The sequence below is a fragment of the Polaribacter sp. IC066 genome (assembly GCF_007997085.1).
In the GTDB taxonomy this organism is placed as follows: domain Bacteria; phylum Bacteroidota; class Bacteroidia; order Flavobacteriales; family Flavobacteriaceae; genus Polaribacter.
Genome location: NZ_VORR01000010.1, coordinates 46,714 through 63,312, shown reverse-complemented (window position 1 = coordinate 63,312; position 16,599 = coordinate 46,714). Strand labels below are relative to the sequence as shown.

Here is a 16,599-nt window from a genome sequence, read left to right as displayed (position 1 = left end):
ATAAAAGGAATCACAGCGCATTTAAACTGTGTTTAACTAAATTAAAAAGGTTATTTTATTTTAAATTTCACAAAAATAGAGGAGGTAACTTTTATTTTTTGAAACTCAACAGCTTTTTTGCAAATACCATTTTTGATTTGTTAGAAAAAGTAGAAGATATAACTTTTGAGACTATTTTTGTAACCGCCAATAACCAATATGCCATAGAAGCGTTGAACAGTCATGCAAGTTATTATTTGTTAAAACCAATTTCTAATGATGAGTTGATGAAAGCCGTAAATATTGTTGCAGAAATTAAGTAAAAAGAGCATTAATTACAACACCAAATACTATTGCTAAAAACAAATTCAGCGACAGGAAAAATTTCCATTCCGCAATTAGATGGTTTTGAAGTTTTAAACATTAATGATATTGTTTTCTGCAAAGCAGACGATAATTATACCGAAATTCATTTAGCGAATTCAAAAAAATTGGTAAGCAAAACGGTAAAGTATTTTCAAGAAGCATCAAAGGGGTATTCGTTTGCAAGAATTCATAAATCACATCTGTTAAATGTAAACGCAATTACCAAGTACAAAAAGGGAAAAGGCGGAAGTGTTATAGTTTCGAACGGAAAAGAAATATTGGTTTCTGATTCGCAAAAGAGTAATTTGTTGTCTTATTTTAAATAAAACGCCATTTTACCATTCCTGTTTCTGTCAAAATTAACTCAAGAAGTAAACTTATATGCTAGAATTTTGTTAATTAGAGTCTGTCACATCGAGTGAATTTGATTTTTCATCAAATTTGTATCGAGATGATTTTATTTTCTATATTTTTAAAATTTTCAATCTAACATAAATTTAACCTTAAAATAAATAAGTATGCCAATTATAAAAACCGTGAACGGTAAACATCCACAAATACCAGAAGACTGTTTTGTAGCAGAAAACGCAACAATTCTTGGTGAAGTTTCATTGGGTAAAGAATGCAGTATTTGGTATAATGCCGTGATTCGAGGCGATGTTCATTATATAAAAATAGGGAATAAAGTAAATATTCAAGATGGCGCGGTAATTCACGCTACCTATCAAAAATCGCCAACAACCATTGGCAATAACGTTTCTATTGGGCACAATGCCATTGTTCACGGTTGCACAATTCACGACAATGTTTTAATTGGTATGGGCAGTATTATTATGGACGATTGTATCATAGAATCGAACTCAATTATTGCCGCAGGTGCCGTGGTTACTAAAAATACAAGAGTAGAAAGCGGAAGTATTTATGCAGGCGTGCCGGCTAAAAAAGTAAAAGATATCTCTCAAGAATTAATTTCTGGAGAAATAGACCGAATTGCGAATAATTATGTAAAATATTCTAGTTGGTTTAAAGAATAATATTTGGGCGTTACACAAGGTCGCGCTTTCACTACTCGCTTTTTTCTTGTGCTAAATTTCATTTAGCACAAGAAAAAGAGCTCAAACAAGCCGTTCAATCGCTAACGCAAATTTATCATAAAACAAAAAAAACCGATTTCTTCATTGAAATAGGGTTTTGTTAAGAGAGTATTATAAAATCAGGTCTTTATTCGTGAAACTTAATTTTAAAATTGTAAGTTGAACCTGCCTACCTAGTCGGTTCTTTAGCAGAATTTTGTCTTCATATCTCGACGCCATGTGTCGAAATATGAAAAGGTTATTTTTTTGACACCTTGATGGCTCTGCCTTTAGGTGGTTCATTTGTTTGATTCCTAGTTTTTTAACAGTACTTTAAAGCGTAAAAAAAAACTCGAATTCAATAAAGAATTCGAGTTGTAAGTACAAACGAACGAACCACTATTAATTTGTTTTCTTTTGGTCGTTTTTTATTTTGGCATTCTTTTTTTTCTCTTTTGCAATCATTTCAAACTTTGCAAATTGCTCTTTATTTAAAATAGTTGCCATTTTAGAATTCATAGCGATTTTTTTTGCTATTTTTTCTTCTTTCATTTTTTTAAGAGCAGCTACAGATGCTTTTTTGCCAGATTCTTTTAGCTCTTTTTTCTTTTCAGATACTTGTTTTCTATCGATAACTTGCGCCATTAATAAGGGTTTAATTTTATATTGTTGCTCTTCAGTTAAACTTAATGCGGTTGTCATTTCTTTTAACAACTGTTCAGCTTTTAATTTGATACCCTCTTTTTGTGCTTGGGCAGCAAAGGTAAAAGCGAATACTAAAAAGAGGATACTTACTGTTTTTTTCATAAATAGATTTTTTGTTAAATTGTATTTTATACTACTTTGTCTTTGACTACCGCAGACAGAGAAGGTTTAATACCAAATTAGCCTTATAATGCCGTAATAAATCGTTTTTTTTATTTACTTTTCATCAAAAATAATTAGCGTAACGATGCTATGCTAATTATATTTCATTTAATGAAAAAATAATTCAATTTATTTGCACGTCACTATTAAATTAAACTGGTTTAAGCTTCTAATTTAAATTAGTCTGTGAATAACAAAGTTAATTCTAAAAAAAATAATGAGAATGATGACTGCTCGTTTTATGTCAAAAAAAATGATAGAAAAACAAGATTTTTACCACCCAAAAAAAGTGGAAGCCACTATTTTTAGAGAGCTACAGCAAATAGAAACGCTTTAAAACCTTGTTCTTTTAGAGGTTTTAAAGACTTCTTTGGTAATACATTATGTATTTAAACCTAATTTTAAGTTCTTTGTTTAAGTTGTACACAATAAAAAAGAATAGAACGACCTTTATAATTCTATGAAAGTCTATTTCTTGCAAAGCGTTTTAGAAGTAGCTTTTTTTAAAGTTTACAAAAGAATAAACAATAAGAAGGTTTTTCTTGACAAAAAAAGGAGTAGCTTTAAAGTGTTGTAATACGGAAAAGAAAATAGATACTTCTGTTTAAAAAATAAGATTGTAATTTTCTAAAGAAAGTATAAAACATACATTTATGAAACGTTTCTTAAAACAATTTTCTCAATTTTTTTTACTGTTGCTCATTGCCTTTATCATTTTCTTTTTTTGGGCATCCTCATCAACTTTAGAAGAAAAAGAGTATGCGAAACTAACCATTGTAAATAGCAATGTGCTGCCTGTAAAGGATTCAATATTTAGCATTGTAACCTATAATATTGGTTATTTAAGTGGCATGACAAACAATCTGCCAATTGCAAAACCGAAAGAATTATTTGATAAAAATTTACAAAAAGTTTTAAAAGAGACCAAAAAAAGTGCTCCAGATATTATTGCTTTTCAAGAAATAGATTATAATGCATCAAGAAGTTATCATGTAAATCAAGAAGAACAAATTGCTAATTTAGGGTATCCGTTTAGAGCAAAAACGATTAATTGGGATGAGCGTTATTTGCCTTTTCCGTATTGGCCTATATCGATGCATTTTGGTAAAGTGGTTTCTGGGCAATCGATTATTAGTAAATATCCTTTAAAAGAACAACAAAGAATTGTGTTGCCAAGAGTTGCAGATTCGCCTTTTCATAGAGATGCTTTTTATTTAGATCGTCTAGCTCAAATTGTAAAAGTTGTTTTAAATGGCAAAGATGTAATGGTAATTAATATTCATTTAGAAGCTTTTGACACAGCGACAAGAGCAAAGCAATTTAAAGAAGTTTTAAAACTTTTTAACCAATTTAAAGAGGTGTATCCTACTATTTTATTAGGCGATTTTAATGCAAGTGCCACAAATAAAAATACAGTCATAAAAGAGTTATTTGAAATGAAAGGAGTTGGAAATGCGGCTTTCGATCTTTCAAATATCGAAAATACTTTTGATGCCAAAAATCCTTATGAACGCATAGATTATATTTTTTACACCAAAAATTCTATTGAATATATTTCAGGAAAAGTGTTAAATGATTTTGAACAAGCTTCAGATCATTTGCCTGTTTTTATGGAGTTTAGATTGAAGTAAATTAGCCATTTTTAGCTTCTTTAAAAATTTCTCTTACAGCATTTTCATACATCTTGGCATTTTGTGCCTTTTTAATTTTCTTGAACGTTTTCTGCGGATTTGAAAAACTTTGAGAAAAGTACTCCCAAAAACCAAGCATTTTCATTTTAATAGGAGTAGGGCCAGAAAGTGCAGCATCATATTCTTGATAAATACGGTCGTGAAATTCATTAAAGACGTCATATCTATTTTTAGGATATTCTGTGGTGTTCGCTTTAATCATACTTGGTAAAAAAGGATCGGCAATTAAGCCTCTGCCAATCATCCAATGGTCTATCGATGTAAAGCGTTTTTGTAGTTTTTTAAAAGCGGCAACGGAAGTAATATCGCCATTATAATACATTTTATGTTTACTATTATCTAAACATTTTTGAAATGCTTCTAAATTAGTTCCTCCTTTATACAGCTGTTTTCCTATTCTTGCATGAATGGCAATATTTTTTAGAGGGTAACGGTCTAAAATGGGTAAAACACCTAAAATTTCTTCAGGAGTATCATAGCCCATTCTCATTTTCATAGAAACAGTAATATCAGATTCGTTATGAACTTTATGAAGAATACTATTTATTTTTTCGGCATCGCTAATGAGCCCAGAACCCATTCCTCTTTTTGTAACCATCGGATACGGGCAACCTAAATTCCAATTTAATTCTTTATACCCTAATTCTTGCACATAGTTAGAAACGAATAAAAATTCATCAACATCATTGGTAATAATTTGAGGAATTACTTCGAGTGTTGTATTATTTTCTAAAAGTATATCTTTTTGATACGAATTTTTAATCACCAACTTTCCGTTAAGCCGAATGTAGGGCGAATAAAAAGTATCAATACCTCCAAAGAAATGGTTAAAGGCGTTTCTAAATTTATAATCTGTGAAACCTTGTAAAGGAGATGATAAGAGCGTCTGGTTCATGAAAAATGGATAGCAATGAATAGCTTTAAGAATTTGTTTTTTTTTGTTTTGTTGGTTGATTAAAAACGTTTTAGCTGTATGCGCTCTTAACGTTTTTATTCTTTAATGAATGATTTTAATAAGCCCGAAAAATAATCATTAATCGCTTACAAATATAAATGTTTTATGGTATTCTTTTGGGTTTGTAGTTTCTCTATTCTTTTTAAGAGTTATGGCATTGTATTTGTAAATAATCTTGTTTTTTACTTTTAAATTTAACGGTTAAAAACGATTCTCTATTCAAGGTTTATCTTACTTTTATCGAAAAATAAAGAATAAGAAGCAAGTATTTTACTATTTGTACGTCTTATAAAGTAAGAAACAAGTATGGGTTGTTTCACAAATTAATATTCTATAGTTTTTTAAGAAACTTTATGTTTCCTGTTGAATTAAAATTTACTTATGAAAAATATTACGGTGTTATTATTGCTTTTTATTTCAACTATTACGATTGCCCAAGTAAAAGGGAAAATTACAGATAAAGAAGGCGAACCACTTTCTTTTGTAAGTGTTTATCTAGACAAAACGGTTACTGGAACTACCTCTAACGATAATGGTGATTATGTTTTAGAACTAAATAAAAAAGGAACTCACACCGTAGTTTTTCAATTTTTAGGTTTTAAAACCTTAAAAAAAGAAATCAATATTACTTCTTTTCCTTTCGAATTGAATGCAATTTTAGAGGAAGAAAATATTAAACTAGATGAGATCTCTATTTCAACAAAAGACAACCCAGCCAATAGAATTATTAGAAATGTAATTGCTAACAAAGAGAAGAACACAGATAAATTTTCTAATTATACGGCTAAATTTTATTCGCGTGGTTTAACAAGAATTAAAGATGCGCCAGAGAGTTTTTTAGGACGAAGTACAGGAGATTTTGGTGGGGGTTTAGATTCAACCAGAACCGGTATCATTTATTTATCAGAAACATTCTCTAATATTTCTTTTCAAAAAAAACCAAAACAATTCAAAGAAAAAATAGTGGCGTCTAAAGTATCGGGTCAAGATAACGGTATCAGTTTTAATAGAGCAGAAGATTCTAATTTAGATTTGTATGAAAATAGTTTAGCTGTTTTTAACGATTTGGTTTCGCCAATTTCTACAAATGCCTTTAGTTATTACAATTATAAATTAGTGGGTACTTTTTATGAGAAGAATGAGAAGCTGATTAACAAAATAAAATTAATTCCGAAACGAAAAAATGATCGGGTTTTTGACGGATTTATATACATTGTAGAAGATGATTGGGCTTTGTACGGGGTAGATGTTACCACAACCGGGGCGCAAGTAAACATACCGATTGTAAATTCTTTAAAGTTAAAACAAAGTTATAATTATGCTGATGAAATAGCAGGATGGGTTTTAATAAGTCAAACGATAGATTTTGATATTAAGTTTTTTGGTTTTAAGCCAAACGGAAAATTTTCTTACGTGTATTCAGATTATAACTTTGAGCCTAATTTTACAGAAACTACCTTTACAAACGAGGTGTTGTCTTTTGAAGAAAATGCTACAAAAAAAGATGTTGCTTTCTGGAACACCTTACGACCAGTGCCACTTACCGAAGAAGAAATTACAGATTATAGTGTAAAAGATAGTATTAAGGTCATTAGAAAATCTAAAAAATATTTGGATTCCTTAGATGCAAAAGGAAATAAATTTGGATGGTTAGATCCGTTAAAAGGATATACGCATAGAAATTCTTATAAAAACAACTCTTTTTCTTACAACGGTCCTTTGGTAAGAACTGGGTTTAATACTGTTCAAGGAATTAATGCCTCTGCGGGTTTTAGCTATTTTGAACAAATTAATGAAGAAGGAAAATGGTGGACTGCAAGTATAATTGCGAATTATGGCTTTTCTGATAAAAGAGTAAGACCAACGTTTTCTTTTACCAAAAAATGGGATAATTTTTCGAAACCGAGATTAACTATTTCTGGCGGCACAATAACACCGCAGTTTAATGAGAGAGAACCCATTTTTAAATTGAATAATACCATTGCTTCTTTGTTTTACAGAAACAATTATATGAAAATTTACGAAAAAACCTTTACGGAGGTTCGGTATTCAGAAGAAATTAGAAATGGTTTTTATGTTGAATCTTCTTTAGAATATGCAAAAAGGACGCCTCTTTTTAATACAACAGATTATTCTTTTGCAAAACAAAACGATACTGGATATACATCTAACAATCCGCTAGATCAAACAGATTTTACAAATGGTGCCTTTGAAGAACATACAATTGCATCTTTAAATATAGGCGCTACTTTTGTGTTTAGGCAAAAATACTTGTCGTATCCCGATAGGAAATCAAATGAAGGAAGTGATACCTACCCAACAGTGAGCGTAAACTATAGAAAAAGATTTGGTGCAGAGAACTCCGATTTAAATTCAGATTTATTTACTGCAAATATAAAGCAAGACATACAAGCGGGTAATTATGGCGATTTTTCCTATACGATTCGGGGAGGAATTTTTGCAGAAAAGAAGGATATTGCTTTTATGGATAATTTACAAGCCAACGGAAACCAATTATGGTTTCCTATCGATAGAGAACTAAATAGTTTCAATTTGTTAGAATATTATAAATATTATACCAATGATCGGTATGCAGAAATGCATTTAGAGCATAATTTTAAAGGTGCGCTTTTAGGTAAAGTTCCGTTATTAAATAAGTTAAGTTTGCATTTAGTTGCTGGCGGAAAAGCTTTGTTTATGGCGGATAAGAATCCTTACACAGAATATTCTATCGGTTTGGCAAATTTAGGTTTTGGTAAGTATCGCTTTTTACGTTTTGAATACGTAAGTGCGCGTTATGGGGATGTAAAAGAAACCGGATTTGTGTTTAGAGCAAGTTTGTTTTAACTATTTTTGAGCTATGAAAATAAGTGTGCTGTTTTTCGGAATTACCACAGATTTAGTAAAATCTTCTCAATTGCAAATTGAACTTGCAGAAAATAGTTCTGTAGCCAATTTAAAAGCTGTTTTAAAAGAGATGTTTCCGCAATTAGTAAATATCAATTCGTATGCTATTGCGGTAAATGAAGTATATGCAAATGATGAAAATCTTTTAAAGTTAGAAGACGTGGTTGCGGTGATCCCGCCTGTTAGTGGTGGATAAAAAAGACGATCTTAATCTTCTTTATCTAGCATAAGTGTATCAATATGAACTCAATATAAAATATTATTTTGCTCTCTTCTTTGTGAATTTACTAGTGATTTTTTTGTGCTTTATCTATAAGGTTCTTTAAAAATATTGAGGTCTCTTCTGTGAGGTTGCATTAAGAATAAGCTACAAAAATCTATGCATCAATCTTTTAAGTCAAACTAATTTTGCAAATACTTTTTATCAACATAAAAAGTTCCGAAAGGTAAAATAGAGGCTAGTAATACGATTCCTAAAGATTTAAAATTCCATTTCATTTGCTTTTGAATTACAATAGCCAAAACGATATACAGCATAAAAAGAATTCCGTGTGGCATTCCTAGCATTTTTACATAAGACGCATCCCCTTGAAAATATTTAATAGGTACAGCAATAAAAAGTAATAAAAGATAAGAAATTCCTTCTAAAAAGCTAACAATTCTAAAAATATTTTTCATAAAGTTGATTTTTGTCTTTGCGATTCGATAAAACAATCTACGGATGAAGAGATAGATTATTTAGCCGAAAACGCTTGCTACGAACGTTGTTTTTATTTCTGCAAAAATACAAATTTGTTTTCCTATTTTTGCTATCGTCTAGAACTTGTTTATGCTAAGTTTATTTAGGCATTTTAGTATCTCGTAAAACGACAAACCCGCTTTTATATTTTACAAAAATGATAAGAACTTCTATTAAAATAACATCAGAAAAGCTCGATTTACAGGAGTGTTATGCTTTTGTAGAAAATGATTCTTGTGGCGGAATTTCTGCTTTTATAGGCACTGTAAGAAACGATACGCAAGGAAAAGAGGTAACCCAATTAGATTTTTCTACCTACAAACCGATGGCAATAAAGGAGATGCAAAAAATTGCAGATCTAACTTTAGAAAAGTTTAATATTAAAAAAATTGCCATTCATCATGCAGAAGGAATGTTACAAATCGGTGCAATTCCTGTAATTATAACTGCGTCTGCAAAACATAGAAAAGCGGCTTTTTTAGCCTGTGAATTTGCTATAGACACTTTAAAAGAAACAGTTCCCATATGGAAAAAAGAACATTTCTCGGATGGTGAAATTTGGGTAAATGCGCATCCTTGATTTTAGCTGGCAGTTGTTCAATCTCCAATTAATAGTCAGTTTTATTAGTGAAAGTCAATCTTGAAAAATAGCAAAATTATGAATTCAAAATTATTCCTTGAACTTTAGCTTGTTAGGCAAGCGTGCTTATTTCAGTATTTAGTTGAATTTTAGGTTTAATACCCAGAAGCGCTGTGTCGGAATATCAAAAGGATATTCTTTTTTGATGCCTTGATGGCGCTGTTTCGAGTTTGTTCATTATTTAAGCTACTTCTGCTCAATTCGATTCAGTAGAGCAGAAGTAAAAATATCTCTTGTCGTTTTTTTTGTAATCTAACTACATAAAAAGTGATAATTCGAAATAAAGAGCAAATTATTTTTTATTTTGCTTATCCACGATCCACGATCCACGATCCACGATCCACGATCCACGATCCACGATCCACAATTCACAATTCACGAACCGCCTACTTCGCAGACCTATTTTGCAACCATAAATAAAATTGCAATCCAAATAAAAGGGCGCCAGATAATAAATGTATTGCTTGAGTTCCAATAGGAAATTCTGCATAGTACATTAAAATTCCGGTGATGGTCTCTAAAAAGATCAAGAAAACAATCCAATTTACCAGTTTATACCCCAAATTTTTCATTTGATTAATATAGAATAATCCGAAGTTTACCAATACAATGGCGATAGTGAACGATCTATGGAAGTAGAACTTAAAACTAGGGTTCATTAAACTGTAGTTTTTATTTTCAAATCCGAATTCCTTTACTTGCTCATCTATATATTGTCTTACTTGGGTTCCCATAGCAATTTGAATTAGCGAGAATATGACAGAAATAATAAGTAATTTATTAAAAAGAGAGTTGTATCTGTAAATTTTATCTTTAGAAGAAACAATAAACTTTAATTTCAGTAAAATGCCGATTATAATTAAACCAACCACCATGTGAATGGTAATAATTTCTGGAGTTAAATTACTATCTACTACTGTTTTTCCTAACCATGCTTCAAAAAGCATTAAGAGAAAAGCGCCAAAAGAGAGCAGCGTAATTGTTTTATTTTCTTTCCAGAATTTTGTAGCTCCGTACATCAAAAATAAAAAGACAAATCCTGATAGCACAGAAACTAATCTATTGATATATTCTGTCCAGGTATGAAATTTGTTAAATTTTGTATAATCGTGTTTGGTGTATTCAGACCAGTTTTTAGTATTAAAAGTAGCTGTTGTTTTTAAATCTTTTTCGGCAACAAATAAAACTTCATCTTTAATAATAATGAATCCTTTTTTGAATTCAGTATCTGGTTTCCACGTTATTTGTTCTTCAGATGTTGGCGGAATGTAATATCCGAAGCATTTAGGCCAATCAGGGCAACCCATTCCAGAGCCGGTCATTCTAACAATGGCACCGGCTAAAAATATTAAATAAAGAGAGATAATCGCGTATTGAACAATTCTAGGAAATCTTTTTTTCATCAGAGATAAACTTTTTGCAAAAATACGCCAAAAAAAAGTCGCTTAAAATTATTTAAGCGACTTGTTGTTATGTAAAAAAAATCTAAATAGTATTATAGAACTCTAACGTCTACCGCGTTTAAACCTTTTCTACCTTCTTTTAAATCAAATTCTACTGAATCACCTTCTCTAACCTCGTCGATTAAACCTGATACATGTAAAAAATACTCTGTGTTCGAATCATCTTCTGTTACAAAACCGAATCCTTTAGACTCGTTGAAGAATTTTATTGTTCCTTTTTTCAATGTGTATATAATAAATTGTTAATAATACTGTAAAGATACGTTAAAAGGGTTGTATTTTACAAATTCAATTTTGTTTAATCAAGAGGACGTGTTTTTGTTATTAAAAAAAAAATAGATTTTTTAGAAAAAAATAACACAATTAAAAAGGTAAAATCTTGTTTTAAGAATGTCAATAGAAATAGAGGTTGTAGCGTTTTTTTTATTATAATAATCTGTATTATAGTGGTTTAGTAATATTTTATTTTTACTGATAAAAGTGCGAAAAGCATCATTTTGTTAAGAACTTCGTGGTTTTGTGAATAAGTATAGCTTTCTTTTTTTAGTAAAAAAACCAATCTTTGTTAGCAGCTTTATTAACATTTAAATAACCTTACATCAACGTGGAAATAACTCAAATAATAAAAAGAGACACCGAAATTAGCACTTTCGAGTTAGACAAAATAACAAAGGCCATAGAAAAAGCTATGCTTTCTGTAAACAATGGTACCTTAAGAGATGCAATTGCAATTACTAATATTGTGAATGGCACTTTATTAGAAAGAAAGTTAAAAGAACCAGATTATGTTCCTACGGTTGAACAAGTTCAAGATATTGTAGAATATAAACTAATGGACAGCCCTTTTCATGATGTTGCCAAAGCATACATCTTATATAGAAACGAGCAAACAAGAAACAGAAAAAGAAATATTTTTGAAAAGAGATTAAACTTAAAACCCTATGATTATCCGGCTTTAACGGATTATGTAGATGCTATTAGACATTCTTATTGGATTCATACAGAGTTTAATTATACAAGCGATATTCAAGATTTTAAAGCACATTTAACAGAGGTAGAAAAAAGTGCGATTAAAAATACGATGTTGGCAATTTCTCAAATAGAAGTGGCCGTTAAAACTTTTTGGGGCGATATCTATAAAAGTATGCCAAAACCAGAAATTGGTGCGGTGGGTGCAACATTTGCAGAAAGTGAAGTACGCCATCATGACGCATATTCTCACTTATTAGAGATTTTAGGGTTAAATAACGAGTTTGCAAACTTGAAAAAAAATCCCGTAATGATGAGACGTGTTAACTATTTAGAAGGCGCGCTAAAAAATGTAAAAAGTGAAAACAATAAAGAGTTTTCAGAGTCGATTATCTTATTCTCGTTATTTATAGAGCACGTATCTTTATTTTCTCAGTTCTTAATTATAATGGCTTTTAATAAGCATAAAAATGTTTTAAAAGGAATTTCTAATGTAGTAGAGGCAACCTCTAAAGAAGAACAAATTCATGGAGATTTCGGCATTGATATTATCAAAATTATAAAAGAAGAAAATCCGGAGTGGTTTGATGAAGATCATGGTTTAATGATTCAAGAAACCTGTAAAGAAGCTTTTCTTTCTGAAAGTAAAATTATTGATTGGATTTTTGAAAAGGGAGAATTAGACTTCTTGCCTAAAGATGTGATTAAAGAATTTATAAAAAACAGATTTAATAATTCGTTATCGAGCATTGGTCTTGCTAAAATATTTGATGTTGATCAAAAATTATTAGCAGAAACAGACTGGTTTGATGATGAGATTATAGGAACTAAACATGGTGATTTTTTCGTAAAAAGATCAATCAACTATAGTAAAAGAACAAAAAGTATAACCAGTGACGATTTATTTTAAATGATGGACCAAGACCTACTGAAAAAAACTGACCTTACCGAACACGAAAAGTTAATTCAAGCAACAAATTTTGCAAGAAAAGAGATGCTCGAAAAAAATAAAGAACCTGAAATTAAATGGTTAACAGAAAATAGCCGTAAATTTTTAGAGTCTGGTTATTTAACCGGAACAACAACACCAGAAGAAAGAATACGTGAAATAGCCGACAATGCAGAAGGTATCTTGAAAATTAAAGGATTTTCTGATAAGTTTTACAAGTACATGGCAGCGGGTTATTATTCTTTGTCATCACCTGTGTGGTCTAATTTTGGTAAAAAAAGAGGCTTACCTATTAGTTGTTTTGGGTCTCATGTTGCAGATGATATGGGCGATATTTTATTCTCTCAATCAGAAGTTGGTATGATGTCTAAACTAGGCGGAGGAACATCTGGTTATTTTGGTAAATTGCGTAAAAGAGGTGCAGATGTTAAAAATAATGGTTCATCATCTGGGTCTGTTCATATCATGCAATTGTTTGAAAAAATGGTAGATGTTGTGAGTCAGGGTTCTGTAAGAAGAGGTCGTTTCTCTCCTTATTTACCAGTAGATCACCCGGATATTAAAGAGTTTTTAGAAATAGGAACAGAAGGAAATCCAATTCAAGAATTAACACATGGTGTTACTGTTAGTGATCAATGGATGCAAGAAATGATTGATGGCGATGCAGAAAAGAGAAGTATTTGGGCTAAAATATTACAGCGAAGAGGAGAAATAGGATACCCATATATTCTTTTTAGAGACAATGCGAACAACGGAACGGTAGATGTTTATAAAGACAAAAATCATGAAATTTACGCAAGTAATTTGTGTACAGAAATCATGTTACCATCTAACGATGATTGGTCATTTGTTTGCTGTTTATCATCCATTAATTTAGTGCATTTTGAAGAATGGAAAGATACCGATGCGGTAGAAACGTTAGCCTACTTTTTAGATGCAGTAATGCAAGAGTTTATCACAAAGTTAGAAGTATTTAAAGATTCACCGAATAGAGACGATCAGTTTACGTTTCGATTCATGGAAAAGGCGTATAATTTTGCAAAAGATAACAGAGCATTAGGTTTAGGAGCCTTGGGTTGGCACTCATTATTACAGTCTAAAATGCTAGCTTTTGATAGTGAAGAGGCGTATTCATTGAATACCAAAATCTTTAAGGTTATTAAAGAAAAATCATACAAAGCATCTGAGGAAATGGCAAAATTGTATGGCGAGCCAGCTGTGCTAAAAGGGTATGGAAGACGTAATACAACGTTAAACGCAATAGCACCGACAACATCGTCTGCATTTATTTTGGGACAAGTATCGCAAGGTATCGAGCCAATATGGTCTAATATTTACGTAAAAGATATTGCTAAAATAAAAACAACGATTAAGAATCCCGTATTAGAAAAATTATTAGAAGCAAAAGGCTTTAATACATCAGATATTTGGAAAAGTATTAGAGACAATGACGGTTCTGTATTGCATTTAGATTGTTTAACAGATGCAGAAAAAGAAGTTTTTAAAACCTATTCAGAAATAGATCAAAATGTAATTGTTTATCAAGCAGCAAATAGACAAAATCATATAGATCAAGGACAATCTATAAACGTTATGGTACACCCAGATATGCCAATTAAAGACGTAAATGCTATTTATATTAATGCTTGGAAATTAGGTGTAAAATCGATGTATTACCAACATAGTATGAACGCTGCACAAAAATTTAAGCAAAAGAAAGATTGCTTGAATTGTGAAGGATAGTTGTTTAAAATATGATTTTTATTAAAAGTTCAGGAAAAGAGAAGCTGAAAAACTTCTCTTTTTTTGTTTTCTTGCTTATTTAAATATTTTTTATGACGACAAAAACCATTTGTTTACTTCTTTTAGGAATATTTTCTCTAGGTGTCTTTTTACTTATGAATAAAAATAAAAAGAGATCGGAAGAGATTAAAAAAAAGATGCTGGATAAAGTAAAGCAGGTTAAAAATATCGAAACTTTCAAAACTTCACTAGATTTCCAGCATCCAATTTCATCATCAATCTTAACATTATTAGAAAACTTAAATGTTCATGAAGCGTTAGGTCAAAAATTAAATAAAGATGAAATCAATTCGATAGAGAATGAATTAAATTTTAAATTACCCGAATCGTATAAGATATTTTTAAGGTATTTTGCTGATGGAGGTTCATGGGTATTTTGTCAAAATATAGATAGCATTCAAAATTATTCTTGGTTAAGGGATTACAGAAAGGATTTGAATAAAACAATTCTGCTAAATGGACAAAATATAAATGTGGACAGTTTACTTTGTTTGATGTCAGAAGATTCTAATGGAGGCGCTTGGTGTTGGCTAACATCAGAAGAAAAAAATAATAACGAATGGCCTTTAGCATATTATAGCGATCAAAAACTTCATTATAAAGTGAAAAATTTTACAGAATGGCTAAAAATTCTTACAAAAGATGAATATGAAGTTATTCGTGTGCTAGATATAGACGAAAAACTCGGATTAGGCTAAATAATTATTTTAATTAAACAAAAGAAGCAGAAAGCGTCTCTTTTTGTTTAATTTTGAAAATACTCTATAATTATGATGAACTGGGAACAACTTCTCTCTTTAAAACGTTTTGGCGATACAGAAAAGCGTCCAAGAATAGCGCAAGATGAAACCCGTTTGGGTTTTGATGTAGATTTTGATAGAATTATATTTTCATCCGCCTTTAGAAGTTTACAAGACAAAACACAAGTAATTCCGTTATCAGAAACTGATTTTGTACACACACGTTTAACCCATAGTTTAGAAGTTTCTGTGGTCGGTAGAACTTTAGGCAGAAGGGTAGGTAGGGCTTTGCTAGAACGCCATCCTAGTTTAGGTAAGCTTGGGTATACGTTTAATGACTTTGGCGCTATTGTGGCGGCGGCCTCTTTAACACACGATATCGGGAATCCGCCTTTTGGTCATTCTGGAGAAAAAGCTATTGGCGAGTATTTTAAGTCAGGAAATGGTGCAAAGTATAAAGACCAATTATCGGCAAAAGAATATCAAGATTTAATTGATTTTGAAGGAAATGCAAACGGATTCAAAATTCTAACAGAATCTAGAGAAGGTATTTCTGGTGGGTTACGTTTAAGTTATGCAACCTTGGGTGCGTTTTTAAAATACCCGAAACCAAGTTTGCCTAAAAAACCAACCAATCATATTGTCGATAAAAAATATGGTTTTTTTCAGTCAGAAGAAGCCGCTTTTTTAGATATTGTAAAAGAGTTGGGTATGAAAGCTAAAGCGGTAGAAAATAATTCCTTTTACAGACATCCGCTTGCGTATTTGGTAGAAGCCGCAGATGACATTTGTTACACAATTATCGATTTTGAAGACGGTATCAATTTAGGTTTAATTGATGAAGACTATGCTTTAGAGTATATGTCTAAATTAATTCACGGTATTAATAGAGATAAATATTATGCTTTAAAACATACTAAAGATAGAACCGCTTACCTACGTGCTATTGCTATTAGTTCTTTAATAGAGGAGGCAGTAGCTATTTTTCTTGCCAATGAAAAATCAATTTTAGAAGGCACTTTTGATAAATCTTTGTTAGAAAAATGTAAGTATGAGGCTCAAATAAACGACATACTTAAAATAAGTGTAGAGAAAATCTATAAAAGTAAAGAGGTTATAGAGAAAGAAGTTGCTGGTTATAAAATAATAGCAGATTTATTAGATGTTTATATAAAAGCAATTAATAATAAGTTTGATGGCAATGAATCTAATTTTGATGTCTTAATTTTGAATCTTTTACCCCAAGAATATCAGTTAGAAACGAACAATTTATACGAGAGACTTATGCAAGTTTCTACCTATGTAGCAAGAATGTCTGATAGCTATGCAATTAGAATGTTTAAAAAATTAACAGGCAATTTAATTTAAAATTTAATTTTTTCTGTTCTGATTCATCGACTAGAAAAAAGTTTAAACCCTTTATTTTGCATAAAAATAAGGAATGATAATTTTAGTATT

General features: G+C 30.8%; 14 protein-coding genes and 1 pseudogene. 10 read left to right on the top strand and 5 right to left on the bottom strand.

Annotation, left to right across the window (positions count from 1 at the left end; all coding sequences use genetic code 11):
- Positions 1–131: 131 nt before the first annotated feature.
- Positions 132–671, top strand: a pseudogene (locus tag ES044_RS05050) (LytR/AlgR family response regulator transcription factor); the annotation flags it as partial.
- A 192-nt stretch (positions 672–863) separates the two neighbouring features.
- Entirely contained in the window at positions 864–1,379 is a 516-nt protein-coding gene (locus tag ES044_RS05045) for a gamma carbonic anhydrase family protein (protein WP_147118258.1), read from the top strand.
- A 441-nt stretch (positions 1,380–1,820) separates the two neighbouring features.
- Here ES044_RS05045 and ES044_RS05040 read toward each other — a convergent pair whose 3' ends face one another.
- On the bottom strand, positions 1,821–2,225 hold the full coding sequence (locus ES044_RS05040) for a hypothetical protein (protein WP_147118257.1): 405 nt from the start codon (positions 2,223–2,225) through the stop codon (positions 1,821–1,823).
- Between the two features lie 713 nt (positions 2,226–2,938).
- Here ES044_RS05040 and ES044_RS05035 point away from each other — a divergent pair.
- Positions 2,939–3,916, top strand: a complete 978-nt coding sequence (locus ES044_RS05035) for an endonuclease/exonuclease/phosphatase family protein (protein ID WP_147118256.1) — start codon at positions 2,939–2,941, stop codon at positions 3,914–3,916.
- A gap of 1 nt (position 3,917) precedes the next feature.
- Here ES044_RS05035 and ES044_RS05030 read toward each other — a convergent pair whose 3' ends face one another.
- Positions 3,918–4,871, bottom strand: coding sequence for a tRNA dihydrouridine synthase (locus ES044_RS05030; RefSeq protein ID WP_147118255.1), 954 nt, complete (start codon positions 4,869–4,871; stop codon positions 3,918–3,920).
- Between the two features lie 441 nt (positions 4,872–5,312).
- On the opposite strand from ES044_RS05030, the gene ES044_RS05025 reads away from it, so the two are divergent.
- Both ES044_RS05025 and ES044_RS05020 read left to right on the top strand, forming a co-directional pair.
- The gene (locus ES044_RS05025; protein ID WP_147118254.1) at positions 5,313–7,778 is read left to right on the top strand and encodes a DUF5686 and carboxypeptidase regulatory-like domain-containing protein; all 2,466 of its coding nucleotides are present in this window, start codon (positions 5,313–5,315) and stop codon (positions 7,776–7,778) included.
- 13 nt (positions 7,779–7,791) lie between these two features.
- The gene (locus ES044_RS05020; RefSeq protein WP_147118253.1) at positions 7,792–8,034 is read left to right on the top strand and encodes a MoaD/ThiS family protein; all 243 of its coding nucleotides are present in this window, start codon (positions 7,792–7,794) and stop codon (positions 8,032–8,034) included.
- Between the two features lie 206 nt (positions 8,035–8,240).
- On the opposite strand, the gene ES044_RS05015 is transcribed toward ES044_RS05020, so the two are convergent.
- Positions 8,241–8,516 (bottom strand): DUF3817 domain-containing protein, encoded by a 276-nt coding sequence (locus ES044_RS05015; RefSeq protein WP_147118252.1) that lies wholly within the window; start codon positions 8,514–8,516, stop codon positions 8,241–8,243.
- Between the two features lie 218 nt (positions 8,517–8,734).
- Between ES044_RS05015 and ES044_RS05010 the strand changes: the two genes are divergently transcribed.
- The gene (locus tag ES044_RS05010) at positions 8,735–9,157 is read left to right on the top strand and encodes a molybdenum cofactor biosynthesis protein MoaE (RefSeq protein WP_147118251.1); all 423 of its coding nucleotides are present in this window, start codon (positions 8,735–8,737) and stop codon (positions 9,155–9,157) included.
- 446 nt (positions 9,158–9,603) lie between these two features.
- Here ES044_RS05010 and ES044_RS05005 read toward each other — a convergent pair whose 3' ends face one another.
- Both ES044_RS05005 and ES044_RS05000 read right to left on the bottom strand, forming a co-directional pair.
- A complete protein-coding gene (locus ES044_RS05005; RefSeq protein WP_147118250.1) occupies positions 9,604–10,620 on the bottom strand; it encodes a COX15/CtaA family protein in 1,017 nt (338 codons plus the stop codon).
- Positions 10,621–10,712: 92 nt separating this feature from the next.
- The gene (locus ES044_RS05000) at positions 10,713–10,904 is read right to left on the bottom strand and encodes a cold-shock protein (protein ID WP_147118249.1); all 192 of its coding nucleotides are present in this window, start codon (positions 10,902–10,904) and stop codon (positions 10,713–10,715) included.
- Between the two features lie 380 nt (positions 10,905–11,284).
- On the opposite strand from ES044_RS05000, the gene ES044_RS04995 reads away from it, so the two are divergent.
- The 4 genes from ES044_RS04995 to ES044_RS04980 all read left to right on the top strand — a co-directional run bounded on the left by ES044_RS04995 (position 11,285) and on the right by ES044_RS04980 (position 16,509).
- On the top strand, positions 11,285–12,559 hold the full coding sequence (locus ES044_RS04995) for a ribonucleotide-diphosphate reductase subunit beta (RefSeq protein ID WP_147118248.1): 1,275 nt from the start codon (positions 11,285–11,287) through the stop codon (positions 12,557–12,559).
- Positions 12,560–14,341, top strand: coding sequence for a ribonucleoside-diphosphate reductase subunit alpha (locus ES044_RS04990; protein ID WP_410524670.1), 1,782 nt, complete (start codon positions 12,560–12,562; stop codon positions 14,339–14,341).
- A gap of 92 nt (positions 14,342–14,433) precedes the next feature.
- Positions 14,434–15,099, top strand: a complete 666-nt coding sequence (locus ES044_RS04985; protein ID WP_147118246.1) for an SMI1/KNR4 family protein — start codon at positions 14,434–14,436, stop codon at positions 15,097–15,099.
- A gap of 75 nt (positions 15,100–15,174) precedes the next feature.
- Positions 15,175–16,509, top strand: a complete 1,335-nt coding sequence (locus ES044_RS04980; protein WP_147118298.1) for a deoxyguanosinetriphosphate triphosphohydrolase — start codon at positions 15,175–15,177, stop codon at positions 16,507–16,509.
- The last annotated feature ends 90 nt before the right edge of the window (positions 16,510–16,599 follow it).